The organism is Caulobacter sp. SRI_008 (assembly GCF_057586355.1).
The window spans coordinates 20,657-33,965 of sequence record NZ_JBYCZS010000017.1 but is presented as its reverse complement, the minus strand read 5'-3'; the positions used below and the strand labels follow the sequence as shown (position 1 = coordinate 33,965).

The following is a 13,309-nucleotide window of genomic DNA, read 5'->3' as shown; positions in this document are numbered from 1 at the left end:
AAAGCGTCAAGACGCCCGCATCAGAAATTTTTCGATCCCGGAACTAAAGCGTTGCCCGCCCTGAAGCTGAGGCTGAACCTGGCCGCACTGCATCACCGGTTGGAGGTTAGGTCGACGCTCATCCTGAGCGGTCCCGGCGACCAAACACCCCCCGTTTGGAGACTTGCGGCTTGTCGCCTCAGTCCCCAAACGCGGAAGCTGAGAGAGGCCGCGTGCTCAGCACGCCTTCCCATCTCGCAATGGTCGCCCGCGCCAAGAGCCTAGTGGCGGCCTTCGGCGAATTCCTCGACCATCTTGGCGCAGAAGGCCGGTAGGTCGTCAGGCTTGCGGGAGGTGACGAGCCCGTCGTCAACCACCACGTCTTGGTCGATCCAATTGGCGCCGGCGTTCTTCAAGTCGGCTTCCAGCGACGGCCACGAGGTCATCTCCCTGCCCTCGACGGCGCCGGCGTTGATCAGCGTCCAGGGCCCGTGACAGATCGCGGCGATCGGCTTCTTGGTCGTCACGAAGTGCTTGATGAAGTCGATGGCGTTGGGCTCCAGCCGCAGGGCGTCGGGGTTCATCACTCCGCCCGGCAGAACGATGCAGTCGTAGTCCTCGGGCTTGGCGGCCGAGAGTTCGCGATCGACAGGGACTTTGCGGCCCTTGTCGTGGTGCTCCCAGCCCTGGATCTGCCCACCCTTGGGCGAGACGACTTCGACCTGCGCGCCGGCCGCCTTCAGGGCCTCGACCGGCCTTTCCAGTTCCGACTGCTCGAAGCCGTCGGTGGCGAGCACGGCGACCTTGCGGCCGGCCAGGGTTTGATCGGGCATGGGAGAACTCCTCGGTAAGCAGCAGGGATCAAGTGTTGGCGGAAACCCGGTCTGGCGAGCGGCGGTTCCAATCGGCGCCGACAGCGGAAATGCCAGAAACCGTTTCCGTGATTTCGGCGCGGCTCAAGGCGCTAGATGTCCCTAGGGATGGGCGTGATGCTCGGCGTTGCGCTTGCGTGTCGCGGCCGCTTTCTTGGCCGAGGCCGAGCGGTCGGCGGCGCTACGATGGGCCGAGGCTTCGCCACCCGCCTTGCCGCCCTTATACGCCGCCGGATGACCCGTGGACTTGCCGCGTCCGGAGCCGCCCTCCTTCTTGCCGCCGCCGTCGTCCTTGTTGACCGTGGCCCACGCCCGTCGCTCGGCTTCCTTCTCCGAAACGCCCTTGGCCTCATAGCCCTCGGCGATGTGGTCGGCCTTGCGTTCCTGCTTGCCGGTGTATTTGGATTTGTCACCTTGAGGCATCTGACGTCTCCGTTGAGATGGGTGGTGCAACGCCCACAAAATTCCCGCTGCCCCACCCCGTTCCCACAGCAAAGTCAGTCGTTTAGCTCAAGTTCGGATGTCGCATTTCCGACAGAGGAACAGGCGGCGGACATGCATCGTTTGCCTCTCGCCACGTCAATCGGCGCGGCCAACATCAAGATGGGAAGCAGACGACCATGAGCGAGAACCGCGACAATCAAGGCCTGCAGCAACAGCCGAACGACGCCCAGCGGCAGCAGGCCGGGCAGCAGAACCAGCAGGGCGAAACGCGCCAGCCCCAGCAGCAAGACCAGAACCCTCAGCAGGCCCAGCCAGGTCAGCAAAACCAGCAGGCCGATCGTGAGCGCCGCCCCAATGAAGGCGTCGAGGGGACGGATCAGGACGGCCTGACCGACGGCGGTGTGACGGGCGGTAACGGCGACATTCGTCCGGGCCGCACCGGCGACGGCGGCGTTGAACGCTGAGTCTACTGAGGGCCGCTCTCGAGCGGCCCTCTTTCCGCACACGGTCCTGGTTGTACGCCCGTACGTGGTGAGCCTTGCCCATCGACGCGGCGAAATCGGAGGCGACGATGACCTGCGTTCTCGAGGTCTCCCCGTTTGAAGGGGGCTGGTCGGTCAAGCTCTGCGACACCTGTGAAGTTCTGTTTTTCGAAACGGGCGGACAGGCCGAGCGGGAAGCCAGGCGGCTGGCGGCGAAGCACCCCGGTGGTGCGCGCGTGCGCATCTTGGATCTAAGGCGCCAATTGGCGGGTGAGTGGATGCCGAAAGGCGACGCGATCTTGCCAGTCGGGTCGCACGCCCAGGCCTAACACCACGCCTTTGCTGAGGCACAGGCCCTGGAACGGAGACAAATCATGTCAGATCAGAACGCCGAAGGCCGAAAGGCCAACGAGGCGGAGCCCCCGGGCGAATTCACGGCGCTGGGCGGGAGGAAAGCGGTCCAGCGAACGGGCAAGCGGTCACAGGCCAAGGCTGGGCCGGATGGCGGCGCCTCCGCGGACGTAGGCGACACCTTCAAGTCCGGTCCTAACCAAGGGTGAGCGGATGAAGAGCCATTGGCAAACACAGAAGGGAATTGTTCATGCCCAAGGTCGCTGACGACCATCAATGGTCGGCCAAGGTCACCGAGACGAGTGACGCGCTCGACCTGAAGGCCAACCTCTTCGAACAGGACGATCCGGCCGAAATCGCCGCCTCCCTCAAGCGTTCGGCCGAGCATAGCCACCGGCGCAAGGGCACGCCGTTCCAGTCGGCGATGTCGATGCTCACCTTCTACATCAACCGCGCGGGCGACAACCTGTCGGCCGAGCGCAAACAGGTGCTCAACGCCGCCAAGGGTGAACTGCGCCAGCAGTTTGGCCGCAAGCCGGCTTAGCGATAGGTTCGGCGCCGCTGCGCCAGCTCTAGCAGCGGACTTGAACGCTACTTCGGACACGTAGCGTTGGCCGGTTGGTGCACGCGTCTCGCGCCCATTCAGTTTCGCCAACCCTAGACGGGGATCGAGGGCGTAAGCTTCACAATTTTCAAGACATGCGACAACCGGCGCCATGAGTGAAATTCGCATTTCAGTATAGCGGTCTTGAAAATAACAATTCTTCCGGGAGGCCGATGATGCGTGTTCTGGTGGCTGACGACGACGCGTTCATCCGAGAACTCGTCGGCATTCTTGTTCAAGGCAGCGGCCTGGATGCCGTCGAAGCCGCCGACGGCTTGGAGGCGATCGCGCAATTTGAGAAGCAGCCGTTCCGCATCGCGCTCGTCGATATGATCATGCCCAATTGCGACGGTATCGAAACCATCATGGCGATAAGACGCCGCTGGCCAAATACGCGGATTATCGCCATGAGCGCCGGATCACGCTTCCTACGCCGAAAGGACGCTCTGGATTGGGCTGTGGGTCTTGGCGCGGATATGGCGATCGAAAAGCCCTTTGATCCGGTATCCTTCAGTTTCGTGATGGATGAGCAGCTTTCGCTCGCGCCGCCACGGCTGGTGGCCTGAGGCTGGGCCGAAAACTGGCCTTGCTACTCATCAACGGCGCGGGGCGCCTTCCCCGTCGTGGTGACCTCCTGGATCATCGCGAGCAAGACAGACGGCGAATAGGGCTTGGCCAGGAACCGGGCGCTGGACGGCAAGTCGGCGGGGGCCACCGCCGCCGCGCCGGTGGTGACGATGATCGGCAGTTGCGGAGATCGCAGGGCCGCCAAGCGAGCCAGACCAAGGCCGTTGATCTCGCCAGGCATATCGACATCGGTGAACATCACCGCGATGTCAGGGCGGGCTTCCAGAAGGATAAGCGCCTCTTGGGCGTCGACGGCCTCGATCGCGTGATGGCCGCCCTCCATCAAGATGTCGCAAGCCAGCATGCGAACAAGCACCTCGTCCTCGACGACGAGTATGATCAGCGGCGCGGCCTCTTCGCCCGCCACCACTGCGGTTTCATCGCCCGACATTCCATTTGCCCCGAACCGGCGATCCGCCGTCCAAAGGCTGGCGGATTTGTCGGCTTCTCGAGTAACCCGCCCGGTCCCGGTTTTGTTGCTTGGCGACAGACGATCGTCGGCGGTTGGCGCCCGCCAGCGACATAACCAATTTTAAGCCTCCGCCGCGCCGAACTCCGAGGCGTTGCGGCGCGGCTTGTCCTGACCGCGCCGCTCCAGCGCTTGGCGCACCCGATCGATCAGTTCGGTTCGCCGATAGGGTTTGCCGATCACGTCCATCGCCGGGCGAGAGGGCCCGTCGATGACCAACTCCTCATTGTAGCCGGTGGTCAGGAGCACGGGCAATTCCGGTCGCCGCCGCTGTATCTCCGCCGCCAGGCTGATGCCGTTCATGCCACCGGGCATGACGAGGTCGCTGAACAGTAGATCGAACGCCTGCGGCGAGGCCTCGAACACCGCAAGGCCTTCATCTCCGGACGTCGCGATGGTCACCTGATAGCCGACGCCCGTGAGGATTTCGCGGGCCAGCTCGAGGACCTCCAGATTGTCCTCCACCACCAGGATGTGCTCGCTGACGGGCGTCGCGGCGGCCGACGTTGTCAGGGCTGGGCCCGAAACCGCCGGCGGGATCTTGGCCACATCGCGCGTGACCGGGAACAACATGCGGATGGTGGCGCCATGCCCCGGCGCGCTGTCGATCTCCAAGCGGCCGCGCGACTGTTGAACAAAGCCGTGGGCCATGGCCAGGCCCAGCCCCGTACCCTTGCCCACGCCCTTGGTGGTGAAGAACGGTTCGGTGGCCCGCTCGACGACATAGGCGGCCATGCCCTCCCCCTCGTCGCGGACTTCGACGGCGACATAGTCGCCGCTGGGGAGGTTGCGCGCCTCCGCGTCGCCGTTGAGATGCAGCGCCGAGGTGGTGATCGTCACCAGCCCGCCCTTGGGCATGGCGTCGCGGGCGTTGATGACGATGTTGAGCAACGCCATCTCGAAATTGTCGGCGTCCAGCATCACCGCCGGAAGCCTGCGACGCAGGCTCAGCTGAAGCTCGACCTGCGAGCCGAGCGTGCTCTCGATGATCTCGCCAAACTCGGTGATCAGGGCCGAGATGTCGACGGCCTGCGGCTCCAGCCGGGTCTTGCGAGCGAAGGCCAAGAGTTGACGAGTGAGCTTGGCGCCGCGCTCGGCCGCCGAACGCGCGGCCTCGACATAGCGGACGCTGCGCTCGTCCAGGGGACGCGAGGCCAGCAGTTCCAGATTGCCGTTGACCACCTGCAACAGGTTGTTGAAGTCGTGGGCCAGGCCGGCGGTCAGCTGGCCAATGGCTTCCATCTTCTGGGACTGGCGCTGGGCCTGCTCGCTGTTGCGACGCCGGCTGACATCGAGCTGGCTGGCGAAGAAGTAGAGCAGCTTGCCGGACGTGTCATAGACCGGGCCGATGAACACCGCATTCCAGAATGGCGTTCCGTCCCGCTTGTAGTTGATGATCTCCAACGAGACCGCCTCGGCCTTGGCGATGCTCTGACGCATCTCGGCCACGGCCTCGCGATCCGTCATCGCCCCTTGCAGGAAGCGGCAGTTGCGCCCGACCACCTCGGCTTCCTCATACCCCGTCAGATCCAGAAAGGCCTTGTTGGCGAAGACGATCGGGTTGTCCGGTACATTGGGGTCGGTGAGGATCATCGGCATGCGGGTCATCTCAACCGCCGCGAAGAACACATTGCCGCGGCTTTCGAGCCCAGGCTCGGTGATCGTGCTCTCGCGCCAGTGACGAAGGCCGCGCGATCCCAAGGGCTCGGGCGCGCCGCTGTCCAGCGTGCCGGCGGCGGGAACGCCACTGCTTTGCCCCCCGCCCTCTACGTCGCGCCGGGGGTCGCGATCGTGGTCTTCTGAACTCAAGGGGCCTTCTCCGACAAGCTTGGCTGCGCCTTCCCGATGCGCAACGCCTGGGCCCTTATCAGGTTCGCCCAATCTGTCGAGCCGGCGCCCGACCGTGCCCCCTAAAGCTGGGGGCGGGTCGCGCCATTTGCTGCCGTCGGCGCACCGCTAGGAACCGGACGTTCAGCGACTAGGGTAAGGAGACGGCCTCCGCCCCTCGCCTTCCCCCTTGAGACAACTTGTCGGCGGAGACTTGGGTGTTAGCCTTCCCGAGATCGAAAGGGAGCCGGCGTGGATTGGATCGCCACAGCAGGGGAACTTCGCGCGGCGACGATCGCGGCCGTCGACATGTTGAGCTCCGTGCTCGAAGGGCGACGCCTCTATGCGGTCTGTCTCCAGACAGCGGATGACGGCATGAGCGTGGGTTTCTGCGCCAATACCGAGGAAAGCTACGCCGAGAAGCATGCCTCCGAGGCCGCGATCGAGGACATGAGCTCTGACTACGCGACCTATCTGCGCTGGGCGCCCGCCGAGTGGGGGTACGAAGGTTTCGGCGACGACCTTTTCGCGGATATCAATCGCGACCTCACTGCGGCAAGCGCCACTTCGAACGATGACTTTGCCCTCTATTTCGACCATCTCATCCACGCGATGATCGATGCGTTGGCCCATCTGCAGGCGGAACGGGCGCAGGCGCTCGAAGGTGTGACGTTGTTTGTGACGATCTCCGACAGCGAGGCCGCGCGAGCGGTCGAGCGGAATTCAGTCCAGCGGCTGAATCGGTCGACGCTCGCTGCCGAATTCGGCCAGCGGTTGGGCCGAAGCGGCAGCGCTGCGCCAGAAGCCGCCGTCCCGTGGTCGACTGAAACTGGAGGCTGATGGGCCTATTGATCACCAATTCCGAAGCGCTGGCGGCAACATCGACGCAGAGCAATATCGGAATGCTTCGCCCGCACCGCCGCGCCTGAGCGTGAAGGTGAGTCCTGGATGTCGATGGTCGCCTTCTCGATCGAACGAGGTCCAGGGCCTTGGCCTGCGTCGATGCACGATTGCTCGAAGTCGTATGAAGAGCCGCGCTTGGCCAGAACCTTGATCCGGCAGGCATGCGTGTGGGCGCCGCTCAGGCCTTCCCCGTCGTAGCGACGCAGGGAGGCGTTTGGCGGATCGCCGCAGGAAATGTCGGCCGCGACGAAGATGCCGTGCTTGAGCGGCAGAGCGCCGCCCAAGTCCCGTGCCGGCTTGATCAGCACGTCGCGCTCGGAAGCGCCCTCAGCGGTTACCGAGGCTGTCGGTAGATCAGCACGGGAAGCGCTCGCACTGGGCGCGGCCTGTATCGGCGCGCTCGGCGACGCTACTGCCCCACCGCGCGCGCCCGAAGTCCGCGACGCAGGCGCGGCGGAACGTTCGCCACAGGCGGCCAGCGCCAGGACCGAAAACAGACCGACAACGACGGCGCGAGACAGCATGGGCATTCCTTAGTCATGGACGCTAGCGGGCGCACGCTGCTCTAGGCGCCAAGTGACGTGTGGCGAGGTCATCCAGGGTTTAATCTGCGCCGTTGCCCGGGTCGTCCGCTGTCGGATCATGGGTCGCGTTGGTTTTCTTGTTGGGGTCGAGCTCGGGCGGCAGCGGCGCCTCCTGGCCAGCTGGTCTTTCCCCAGCGGGCGGATTTTTTGGCGTAGGCGTTGCCTTGTTGCTGTCCGTCATGGCGGTCTCCTCTCCCGCCCCCAATCCCCGACAATCGGAAAGGCTCCCGCGATCGAGTACGACCGGAGTGCGCCCCGGCCTCGCCACCTGGTCGTCAGGGGGCTGTCAGATGGCCTTTGGCAATATGCGGGCTCGCCGCTGCCTGGCGCTTTGCAGGCAACGCGCGACGCTCGGGTCACGTTATCCGAGCCCCTGTCACAAGGAGTTAGCCCATGAAGACCGCCATCCTTGGCCTGTCCCTGGCCGCCATCGCCACCGGCGCACTGGCGCAGACAACCATCGCCCGCAACGAGGCCCAGCCCGCCAAGGGCGCTTTCACGGTCGGCCACATCGAGGACGCTGACGTGATCGACTCGGCCAATCGCAAGGCCGGCGAGGTCGAGCACGTTTTGCTCGACGCCGCTGGGAAGCCGACAGCGATCGTCATCGAGATCGACCGAATGGGACCCGACAAGAAGGTCGTCGTCGCGCTGGCGGACGTGTCCGTCGCTCCAGAGCCGGGCGATCCGGAGGATCACATTATTCGAACCAAGCTGACCAAGGCGCAGCTGGCCGCGCTTCCAGACTGGAAAGGCTAGGCCCCGGACTGGCGCGCTTGGCAAACGAGCGTGCCAGTTCCTTTCGGCGGAGCGCCCGAGCGTCGCCTTGGCGCCACGAGCAGAAGCTCTAGCGGCTCCAGAAAGGCGACCTTCACGGTCATGCAGGGTTAAGCGGCAGCTGATTGCAGATCGGACACCAATGCCTGCTTCGGCTGGCGGCCAGCTGGCCGCCAGCCGAAGCAGTCTACCAGCTGTAGCGCAGTGTCGCCGTTACCGTGCGGGCGGAGCCGAAGTAACAGCTATTACTGAACGGACAGGCCGAGATGTGCCGCTTGTCGAACAGGTTGGCCGCGTTCAGGGCCGCTTCCCAACCTTTCAGCTCAGCTTTGGCAGCGCCCAGGTCGTAGCCGATCAGGGCGTCGACCAGGATGAAGCCGTCGGTGTGGAAGCGCTGGAAGGTGGTGACGTTGTTGATCACCGCATAGGTCGTCGTGCCGTCCGAGCCGCCGACATAGCGCAGCCCCCCGCCCAGACGCAGGCCCGCCGCCGGGCCCGCGACCCGGCCGGCGCGGCCCAGGTCGTAGGAGACGAAGGTCGAGGCGCCCCACTCCGGCACGCCCAGCTGCCGGGTGCCCGTGGTGGTCGGGGTGCCGCTGTTGGTGGCGGTGGCCGCGATGGCCGGCGCGCCCTGGGTGATGATCGCGTCGGTGTAGCTGAGCGCGGCCACCACGTTCAGACCGCGCGAGACCTCCCCCCGGCCCTCCAGCTCGACTCCGCGCACGCGAACCTCGCCGATCTGGATCTGCGAATTGGCCGGGATGCCGTTCGTGCCGGCCTGCGGGTCGGCGACCGGAACCTTGCGTCGCTCCAGTTGGTAGGCGGCCAGGGTGAATAGCGCCGAGGTGCCCTTGGGTTGGTACTTCAGCCCCCCCTCCAGCTGGCGGCCGGTGACGGGCACGAAGGCCTCGCCCTGCCAGGTCGTGCCGGCCTGGGGCTCGAAGGATTCCGAATAGCTGACATAGGACGCCAGGCCCGCGCCCAGGTCGTAGAGCCCGCCCAGCCGCATGGTGAAGGCGTTCTGCTCCAGTGTGCTGGAGGTGTTGTTCTTCTTGTTGTCGGTGACCTGCTCGTACCAGTCGTAGCGACCGCTGGCGATCAGTTGCAGCCGGCCGATGGTCATCTGGTCCTGGGCGTAGAGGCCCTTCTGCTCGCGGCGACTGTAGGTGTTCACATAGGCCGTCGACAGGACGGTAAGGTCCATGCTGGGCAGCGTGCCGCCATAGGTTGGCGCGAACAGCGACAGGTTGGGGATGCTGGTCAGCGGATTGCTGGTTTGGCCGGTGTTGAACTGCTGGAAGTTCTCGCCGGTGATCTTCTGGTAGTCGAAGCCGGCCAGCACCTGGTGCTTGATCGCGCCGATCTCGAAGCGGGCACTGACCTGGTTGTCGAGCGTCAGGGTGTCGAAGTCCTCGTCGGCGCCGCCGCCGCCCCGGATGATCGTCGAATAGTCGGTGTTGCGAGCCGCGCCAACGCCCGTGGTGGCGAAGCCGCCGACATAAAGCTGGCGGTAGGACAGCTTGTTGTTCTGGAAGCGGGCGTTCGAGCGGAAGGTCAGGTGCTCGTTGAAGTCATGGCGGAAGAAGGCCGCCACCGACCCTGCCTTGTGGTCGTAGCGCTCGTAGCCGGGATCGCCGGTGTTGATATCGCGCGGCAGCTTTCCGAACGGGTTGGGTAGCACCGATCCGAAGGCCGGAACGCCCGAATAGCCGCCGCCGCTGGGCGAGCGCTGGTAGGTGCCCACCAGGGTCAGGCTGGTGTCGGCGGTCGGTTCGAACGTCACCATCGGGCTGACGTGATAGCGCTCGCTGAAGGTGCCCTCGGTCATGCCGTCGCCCTTCTGCCAGCCGGCCAGGATGCGGCCCAGCCACTTGCCCTGGCTGTCGAGCGGGGCGTTGACGTCGACGGCCGCGCGGCGGGTGTCGAAGTTGCCGAGCTGGCCTTCGATGCGTCCGAAGCTGCCCTCTTCCGGCAGTTTGCTGGTCAGGTTCACGAGGCCGCCGGGCGTGGAATTGCCGTAGAGCACCGAGGCCGGACCCTTGACGATGTCGATATGGTCGATGCGGTTGAAGTCGATCTGCGGTGTCGAATATGGGCCGGCGATCAGGCGCATGCCGTCCAGGAAGACGCCCGGCGCGAAGCCGCGCACGACCAGCTGGTCATAGCGCGTGACCATGCCGCCGCGCTGGTTGGGCGAAACGCCGGCGACGAAGCCCAGGGCCTGGTTGATCGACTGCACGTTGCGGCGCGAAAGCTCGTCGCCGTCGATGACGGTGATGCTCTGCGGCGTCTCAATCAGGGCGGTCTCGGTCTTCGTGCCGGCGGCCGCGCGACGCGCCTTCAGGCCGGTCACCTCGACTCGCTCGACAGTGTTGGAGTCGTTATCGGCGTCATCGGCCCAGGCGGCGGTCGCGCCCAGCCCCTGCAGCGCCGCCGCGGCGGCGACGGTCACGGCCAGCCCTCGCAAGACCCCGGCATTGGCGTTCGCGCCACGCGCGGTTTTGGAACGGATGACCATGCAGACCCTCGTCAAGATTGTCGATAAGATTGATAATGAGTTGCAACTATCGAAACGAGTTGTTAGGCGCAAGCCAACTTTCGGAGGGTGCGTGAACAACGATCGATCAGCGAAACAGGCGGCCGCGTGGCCCGGCGTGGCGCGGATGACCGCCCGCGCCCTCACCGCCCTGTTCGGCGGCTATGTGGCCGCCGCGGCGCTGGCCTCGCTGCTGGCCCGCCTGCTGCCGATCGCCCCGGCCGAGGCCTCGGCCTGGGGCATGATCCTGTCGTTCCTGGCCTTCGCGGGTCTTGGCCTGTGGGCCTTCCATGAGCGCCGACTGGCCATCGTGACGGCCGCGATCTGGGGCTCGGCGCTGGTCGCCGGCGCAGCGGTGCTGCTGCTGGGAGCCCGAGCGTGAACGTTCGGTCGACCTTCCCCGCCCCTGCCCCGCCGGCTCGCGCCCTGCGCCAGTCCATGGCCTGGATCCACGCATGGCTTGGCCTGCTGGCCGGCTGGATCCTGTTCGCCATGTTCCTGACGGGCACGGCCAGCTACTTCCGCCCCGAGATCACCCAATGGATGCAGCCGGAACTGCGTTCGGCCTCGGTGCCTGCCGAGCAGGCCGCCCAGGCGGCGATCGCCCACATGCAGGCGACCACACCCGACGACCAGCAGTGGTTCATCTACCTGCCCGACGACCGCACGGCCGTGACCCGGGTGTTCGCCCGCGCCAAGCCCAATCCCGAAAAGCCGCCGGCCCGCCGCCCCGAACTGAAGCTGGACCCGGCCACCGGCCAGGCGCTGGAGGCGCGCGACACGCGCGGCGGCGAGCACTTCTATCGCTTCCACTTCCAGCTCCAGCTGCCGCATCCCTGGGGACGCTGGCTGGCCGGGATCTGCGCGATGTTCATGCTGACGGCGATCATCTCGGGCGTGATCACCCACAAGCGCATCTTCGTGGACTTCTTCACCCTGCGCTGGCGCAAGGGCCAGCGTAGCTGGCTGGATGCGCACAACGCCTCTGCGGTGCTGGCCCTGCCGTTCCACGCCATGATCACCTACACCGGCCTGATCACGCTGGTGGCGATGTACATGCCCTGGCCGATGAAGGCCAATTTCGACAAGCCCGACGCCTTCACGGCCGCCGCCTATGGCGCGCCGGCCGAGGCCAAGGCTTCGGGAACGCCGGCGCCGCTGCTGCCGGTCGGTCCGATGATCCAGGCGGCCGGACGGGCCTGGAGCGGCGACGCTCCCCGCACCGTAGTCATCCGCAATCCGGGCGACGCGGCTTCGACCGTCACCCTGCTGCGCGCCACCGAAGGCCGGCTGAATGCGCGGCCGGACTCGATCACCTTCTCCGGCGCCACGGGTCAGGAGCTGTCACGTTCGCCATCGCCCGGCCCGGCGATCGCCACGGCCGGCGTCATGCTGGGCCTGCACCTGGGCCATTTCGCCGGCCCGGCCCTGCGCTGGGTCTATTTCCTGCTCGGACTGACCGGCGCGGCCATGGTCGGGACGGGCCTCGTCCTCTGGGTGGTCAAGCGCCGCAAGCCGAACGCCGCCCCGTTCTTCGGGCTAAGGCTGGTGGAACGGCTGAACATCGGCGCCATCGCCTGCCTGCCCAGCGGCATGGCCGCCTATCTGCTGGCCAATCGCCTGATCCCCGCAGATCTGCCCGGCCGCGCGGAACTGGAGGTCAAGGCGATGTTCTGGACTTGGTTCGGCCTGGCCGTGGTCTCGCTGCTGCGTCCAGCCCGGCGCGCCTGGATCGAGACCCTGAGCCTGGCGACGCTGACCTTCGCCGCCCTGCCGGTGGCCAACGCCGTGACAACCGATCGCGGACTGGTCGCCAGCCTGTGCACCGGCGACTGGCTGTTCGCCGGCTTCGATCTGGCCATGCTGGCCATCGCCGCGCTGTGCGGGCTGGCCGCCTTCAAGGCCTCGCGCAAACCGCAGCCACCCAAGCGTAAGGCGTCCATCCGCGCGCCCGTGACGGCCAGTCCTGCGCCAGCGCCGATCAAGGAGGGCGTCGATGCCCTTTGAGAGCGGCCTGATCACCTTCGCGGCGTTCACCTGCATGGCCCTAGCCATGAAGAAGCATGGAAGCAGTCTGGCCTGGAAGGCCCTGCCCTCGCAGCGCGTGCTGCGGATCCTGGGTTGGGTGCTGCTAGCGTTGGCGGCCACGACCGCCGTGGCTCGGTTGGGCGCGCCGCTCGGCGTCACCACCTGGGTCGGCCAGATGTGCGTGGCCGTGTCGCTGCTGGTGCTGCTGCTTTCGTGGTGGCCAAGGCTGGCGGCGATCCTAGCCGGCGGCGCCTTTGTCGTCGCCGTCTTCTTGGCGCTCCTTTGATCGGGAAGACCTAGCGTCGTGCTAAGAATGCAACGCCATGAAAACACGCCCGGCTGATCATGAATTCCAAAGGGGCGTAGCGACTGGTCTACGCCGCGCCATTTGCGGACATTGGTTCAGTGCCAGGAACACGACGCTCCTGGGCCCGGCGTGCCAATAGCCGACTCTGGATCACCTCCAAGAACACGACTTTAGCGCTCAGGTGGCGCACGCGCCTCGGGCCAAGAGGATCCAATCGCGCCGCGCGCCAAACTTCCTCTGTAGATGTCGTCAAATCGGCCGGTCGTTTCTCAGGCCCGATGCGATGCGGCAGATCGTCGCTAGAAATCTTCACGTTCGCGTCGCGGGTTTCCCGCATAGCGCGAAATCAGATCAATATTCTCCATCATCAAATTCTTTGAACAGAAAATAGCTACCTTTAATTGAGAACAAGCAACCCAAATCGGGCTCGATTTTCTAAGACCGCGACAAACCATATCTTCGAATTTTACCGTTCGTTGACCCCGGTTCGCTTCCTATGCGCGAAAGCTTGACCTCGGA

General features: G+C 65.5%; 16 protein-coding genes. 9 read left to right on the top strand and 7 right to left on the bottom strand.

Features of this window, described 5'->3' with window-relative positions; translation table 11 throughout:
• Window positions 1-260: 260 nt before the first annotated feature.
• A complete protein-coding gene (locus AC2YHT_RS15930; RefSeq protein WP_487290761.1) occupies window positions 261-812 on the bottom strand; it encodes a type 1 glutamine amidotransferase domain-containing protein in 552 nt (183 codons plus the stop codon).
• A 141-nt stretch (window positions 813-953) separates the two neighbouring features.
• Entirely contained in the window at window positions 954-1,274 is a 321-nt protein-coding gene (locus AC2YHT_RS15925; protein ID WP_487290760.1) for a plasmid stabilization protein, read from the bottom strand.
• Between the two features lie 197 nt (window positions 1,275-1,471).
• On the opposite strand from AC2YHT_RS15925, the gene AC2YHT_RS15920 reads away from it, so the two are divergent.
• The 4 genes from AC2YHT_RS15920 to AC2YHT_RS15905 all read left to right on the top strand — a co-directional run bounded on the left by AC2YHT_RS15920 (window position 1,472) and on the right by AC2YHT_RS15905 (window position 3,298).
• On the top strand, window positions 1,472-1,759 hold the full coding sequence (locus tag AC2YHT_RS15920) for a hypothetical protein (RefSeq protein ID WP_487290759.1): 288 nt from the start codon (window positions 1,472-1,474) through the stop codon (window positions 1,757-1,759).
• Between the two features lie 74 nt (window positions 1,760-1,833).
• Window positions 1,834-2,106 (top strand): hypothetical protein, encoded by a 273-nt coding sequence (locus tag AC2YHT_RS15915; RefSeq protein WP_487290758.1) that lies wholly within the window; start codon window positions 1,834-1,836, stop codon window positions 2,104-2,106.
• A 272-nt stretch (window positions 2,107-2,378) separates the two neighbouring features.
• Window positions 2,379-2,672 carry a DUF3175 domain-containing protein gene (locus tag AC2YHT_RS15910; RefSeq protein WP_487290757.1) on the top strand — a complete coding sequence of 98 codons (294 nt, stop codon included), beginning with the start codon at window positions 2,379-2,381 and terminating at the stop codon, window positions 2,670-2,672.
• A 236-nt stretch (window positions 2,673-2,908) separates the two neighbouring features.
• Window positions 2,909-3,298, top strand: coding sequence for a response regulator (locus tag AC2YHT_RS15905; RefSeq protein ID WP_487290756.1), 390 nt, complete (start codon window positions 2,909-2,911; stop codon window positions 3,296-3,298).
• A gap of 23 nt (window positions 3,299-3,321) precedes the next feature.
• On the opposite strand, the gene AC2YHT_RS15900 is transcribed toward AC2YHT_RS15905, so the two are convergent.
• On the bottom strand, window positions 3,322-3,750 hold the full coding sequence (locus AC2YHT_RS15900; RefSeq protein WP_487290755.1) for a response regulator: 429 nt from the start codon (window positions 3,748-3,750) through the stop codon (window positions 3,322-3,324).
• Window positions 3,751-3,891: 141 nt separating this feature from the next.
• A complete protein-coding gene (locus tag AC2YHT_RS15895) occupies window positions 3,892-5,637 on the bottom strand; it encodes a histidine kinase famiy protein (protein ID WP_487290754.1) in 1,746 nt (581 codons plus the stop codon).
• A 270-nt stretch (window positions 5,638-5,907) separates the two neighbouring features.
• Here AC2YHT_RS15895 and AC2YHT_RS15890 point away from each other — a divergent pair, with 270 nt between their 5' ends.
• Window positions 5,908-6,495: a DUF4303 domain-containing protein gene (locus AC2YHT_RS15890; protein WP_487290753.1), complete on the top strand. Its 588-nt coding sequence runs from the start codon at window positions 5,908-5,910 to the stop codon at window positions 6,493-6,495.
• A 5-nt stretch (window positions 6,496-6,500) separates the two neighbouring features.
• Here the strand turns inward: AC2YHT_RS15890 and AC2YHT_RS15885 are convergent, their stop codons facing one another.
• The gene (locus AC2YHT_RS15885) at window positions 6,501-7,082 is read right to left on the bottom strand and encodes a hypothetical protein (protein WP_487290752.1); all 582 of its coding nucleotides are present in this window, start codon (window positions 7,080-7,082) and stop codon (window positions 6,501-6,503) included.
• A 79-nt stretch (window positions 7,083-7,161) separates the two neighbouring features.
• Complete coding sequence (locus tag AC2YHT_RS15880) at window positions 7,162-7,323, bottom strand: hypothetical protein (RefSeq protein ID WP_487290751.1); 162 nt, start codon at window positions 7,321-7,323, stop codon at window positions 7,162-7,164.
• 212 nt (window positions 7,324-7,535) lie between these two features.
• Between AC2YHT_RS15880 and AC2YHT_RS15875 the strand changes: the two genes are divergently transcribed.
• Window positions 7,536-7,901, top strand: a complete 366-nt coding sequence (locus AC2YHT_RS15875; RefSeq protein ID WP_487290750.1) for a PRC-barrel domain-containing protein — start codon at window positions 7,536-7,538, stop codon at window positions 7,899-7,901.
• 205 nt (window positions 7,902-8,106) lie between these two features.
• On the opposite strand, the gene AC2YHT_RS15870 is transcribed toward AC2YHT_RS15875, so the two are convergent.
• Window positions 8,107-10,371 carry a TonB-dependent siderophore receptor gene (locus AC2YHT_RS15870; RefSeq protein WP_487290749.1) on the bottom strand — a complete coding sequence of 755 codons (2,265 nt, stop codon included), beginning with the start codon at window positions 10,369-10,371 and terminating at the stop codon, window positions 8,107-8,109.
• A 157-nt stretch (window positions 10,372-10,528) separates the two neighbouring features.
• On the opposite strand from AC2YHT_RS15870, the gene AC2YHT_RS15865 reads away from it, so the two are divergent.
• From AC2YHT_RS15865 to AC2YHT_RS15855, 3 genes are read left to right on the top strand one after another with little or no spacing between them, the layout of a single operon-like run.
• Complete coding sequence (locus AC2YHT_RS15865; RefSeq protein WP_487290748.1) at window positions 10,529-10,837, top strand: hypothetical protein; 309 nt, start codon at window positions 10,529-10,531, stop codon at window positions 10,835-10,837.
• Window positions 10,834-12,462, top strand: a complete 1,629-nt coding sequence (locus AC2YHT_RS15860) for a PepSY-associated TM helix domain-containing protein (RefSeq protein WP_487290747.1) — start codon at window positions 10,834-10,836, stop codon at window positions 12,460-12,462. Before AC2YHT_RS15865 ends, AC2YHT_RS15860 begins: the two co-directional genes overlap by 4 nt.
• Entirely contained in the window at window positions 12,452-12,769 is a 318-nt protein-coding gene (locus tag AC2YHT_RS15855) for a DUF3325 family protein (protein ID WP_487290746.1), read from the top strand. Before AC2YHT_RS15860 ends, AC2YHT_RS15855 begins: the two co-directional genes overlap by 11 nt.
• Window positions 12,770-13,309: the final 540 nt, after the last annotated feature.